4 protein-coding genes are annotated in these 2,402 nt (G+C 60.3%); 2 read left to right on the top strand and 2 right to left on the bottom strand.

Annotated features, from left to right (window positions below; all coding sequences use genetic code 11):
- On the bottom strand, positions 1-679 hold a 679-nt coding region (locus IWX77_RS16770; protein WP_196845682.1), incomplete at its 3' end, for a DUF4158 domain-containing protein.
- A gap of 178 nt (positions 680-857) precedes the next feature.
- On the opposite strand from IWX77_RS16770, the gene IWX77_RS16765 reads away from it, so the two are divergent.
- Both IWX77_RS16765 and IWX77_RS16760 read left to right on the top strand, forming a co-directional pair.
- A complete protein-coding gene (locus IWX77_RS16765; RefSeq protein WP_196845681.1) occupies positions 858-1,412 on the top strand; it encodes a recombinase family protein in 555 nt (184 codons plus the stop codon).
- A 168-nt stretch (positions 1,413-1,580) separates the two neighbouring features.
- On the top strand, positions 1,581-1,817 hold the full coding sequence (locus tag IWX77_RS16760) for a helix-turn-helix domain-containing protein (RefSeq protein WP_196845680.1): 237 nt from the start codon (positions 1,581-1,583) through the stop codon (positions 1,815-1,817).
- Between the two features lie 204 nt (positions 1,818-2,021).
- On the opposite strand, the gene IWX77_RS16755 is transcribed toward IWX77_RS16760, so the two are convergent.
- Positions 2,022-2,402 (bottom strand): RHS repeat-associated core domain-containing protein (locus IWX77_RS16755; protein ID WP_196845679.1); only part of this gene is annotated, 381 nt, incomplete at its 5' end.

Below are 2,402 nucleotides of genomic sequence, written 5' to 3'. Positions count from 1 at the left end.
GATGCGCGAGAATATGCCGGGCACGCGGCGTCCCGGGCGGCTGCCGCAGCCAACTGAGACCGCTGAACTGGCTTCCCTCGGCCAACACGAGGAGGTCATCAAGCGCAGCACGGGACTCGGCAGGAACGGGTTCGACCAACTGCTCATGCATCCGCCGGGTGCCGTGCGTCAACGCTTCACCGCAGATCCGCTCAATGACGTCGACCGACGGAACAATGACGCTCTCCTCTCGGAGACCCCCGACGAGGGCCTGGGCGAGGGCGGCGCCGCGATCAGTGCGCTGGGCGAGGTCCGCCAATGTGGCCGCCCAGCGGCGAAAGTCAGACAGACTGAATGTCCGAAGTCCCAGCCACGTCTGGAGTTCCGCGAAATGTTCGCTGCGCGTTTGTGCCCGTTTCGCGTATTCTTCCCAACGGTCAACCGGTACGCCCAATTGACGTGAGAGCATTTCGAGCAGGGCCGGCTCGGGACTCTCATCCACCCCGAGAGCACGGCCGGGGAATCGGAGATAACAGAGTTGGGCGGCGAACCCCAACCGGTTCCCCTCACCTCGCCGCTGGCGGATGATGGCAAGATCGGAATCGGTCAACGTGAAGTGCTGCACACGCTGCACGGCGTCCGTGGGCAGAGCAAGTAATTCCTGACGTTCGATGACAGTCAGAACAGGACGGCGAGGCATACACGCTCCTTCTCGAAAACGGAGGAAATCAAGAGACGAAACGTGAGTGCAGTCGCCTGGCGACCAGGACAACGAACGACGCGCCAATTCAAGACCATCCGATTCTCGTAAATGGTTCTCGGAATAGTATTCTCGTATCATCCCATAACCACGGCTTTCAAGAAACTACGAGGCCCTCATGCTCATCGGCTACGCCCGCGTCTCCACCCACGATCAAAACCTCACCCTCCAACACCAAGCCCTCACCGCCGCCGGCTGCCAGAAAACCTTCGACGACACCATCAGCGGCACCCGCACCGATCGCCCCGGACTGACCAAAGCACTCGAACAACTCCGACCCGGTGACACCTTCGTCGTGTGGAAACTCGACCGTCTCGGCCGAACCGTGAAGAACCTCATCACATTCACCGAACAACTCCACCACGATGGCGTCGGATTCCGATCCCTGACCGACCAGATCGACACCACGACCCCAGCTGGCCGATTCTTCTTCCACGTCATGGCGTCCCTCGCTCAAATGGAACGCGAACTCACCATCGAACGCACCCAAGCCGGACTGGCAGCAGCCCGCACGGCCGGACGCCTCCCGGGACGCAAACGCATCATGACCGACAGCAAAATCGCCTCCGCAAAACAACTCCTCGCCACCGGCACCCCACCAGCCACCGTTGCCCACAACCTCGGCGTATCCATCCCCACCCTCTACCGCTGGCTACCCGCCAGCGACCGGTAGCGTACGATTTATTCCGTTTCTGAGGCGACCCCATGGTGAGCTCTTCGAGCACGCACAAGGTGAGAACGTCTTGATCTTTCGGACTCAGGAGCGCAAAAGCCGCCCGTATGCCGTCGTTACGCATCCGGTCATTGAGCCGACCCAGCACTTCGTTGGCATGGTCTTCATATGACGCTGGCGGTGGTAGTTAGCGACCTCCGGCCCGCGCGCAAGAACCTCGGGCTCACCCTCACCGACGTCGCCGACGCCCTCGACTGCGCGATCAGCAAGATCTCACTCATCGAACGCGGCACGATCCGCGACACCCGATTCCTGGACCGCTACCGGGCCTGGGCTCAACGAACACGAACCCCACCAGATCGCAGCTTGACAACTAGTAGGAGCATCAGGCTCTATCGCGGTTGAAAATAGCCGTAGATAGACAGCGCGATCGCGCCAACTAGTAGGAGAGCGACGACTACCCAAACAGCAGTGGGCGTGCGGCCGCCGTCGCGCAGTTTCCGGCGCCGGATCATAGGCCCAACGATCATAATGATCACAAATACTGTGATGCCGACCAACAAAGCCTCAAGCATTTTCAGCCTCCGATGAGCGAGTGTCTTCCCCTAATCACATGAGCGAGGGCGTGTCGCCGTATTCAAGATAGTTGAGCGTGGATGAGTACCCGTACCCCACGACCGCACCAATCACCGCACATCCAAAGCTGCCGATTCCTAACGACGCAACCTCACATGTGAGGCCTACTGCCAAGCCAACACCAAGACCAGCGATATCGTTGAAGACGGTCTGACCAGCGGGATCTGTGTTGTTGATGGGGTCGTTGGCGGCGTAGGCGTATCGGTTGGCGTTGGCGGGGTTGAGTGGTGTGTCGAGGGTGTCTTGTTGGGTCCAGGTGCCGGTGGTGGCGTTGTACCAGCGGATGCCAAATTTCACCAGTCCTGAGGCGCGGTCTTGGATTCCGGCTTTGAAGGAGTACGGGTTTTGGGCGGA

Origin of the sequence: Cryobacterium sp. CAN_C2, assembly GCF_015751745.1 — a bacterium.
Taxonomy (GTDB): domain Bacteria; phylum Actinomycetota; class Actinomycetes; order Actinomycetales; family Microbacteriaceae; genus Cryobacterium.
This window is presented reverse-complemented; position numbering and strand designations above follow the sequence as displayed.

Bases quoted from the DNA above. Each gene is read 5' to 3' on its own strand.
- IWX77_RS16760 (WP_196845680.1), top strand. From the start codon at position 1,581: ATGACGCTGGCGGTGGTAGTTAGCGACCTCCGGCCCGCGCGCAAGAAC.
- IWX77_RS16765 (WP_196845681.1), top strand. From the start codon at position 858: ATGCTCATCGGCTACGCCCGCGTCTCCACCCACGATCAAAACCTCACC.